The following is a 260-nucleotide window of genomic DNA, read 5'->3' on the forward strand; positions in this document are numbered from 1 at the left end:
CTCGGTGATGCGCTTGCTCTGACTCGGGTCGCGCACACGCTCGACCTTCACTGCATCAACCTGGCCGGTCTTGGTGGCGACCTTTTCAGTGCCCAGCACGCGGAAGTCGTAGGTGTCGATCTCGTCACCGTCAACGACCTGGTAGGTCATGCTTTTCTTGCCGGCGGCTACATCATGCTGCAGGGCCAGCTGGTAGGACGACTTGTCCAGCACGCCGCGGTTCAGCGGCAGGCTGACTGCATCGCCACGGTCGCTGCCGG

General features: G+C 63.1%; 1 protein-coding gene. It reads right to left on the reverse strand.

Annotated features, from left to right (window positions below; all coding sequences use genetic code 11):
• Positions 1 to 260: DUF3108 domain-containing protein (locus tag R0J88_RS21210; RefSeq protein WP_410901058.1), on the reverse strand; the 260-nt coding region annotated here is incomplete at both ends.

This window comes from Pseudoalteromonas sp. SIMBA_162 (assembly GCF_046535955.1).
Taxonomy (GTDB): domain Bacteria; phylum Pseudomonadota; class Gammaproteobacteria; order Enterobacterales; family Alteromonadaceae; genus Pseudoalteromonas; species Pseudoalteromonas marina.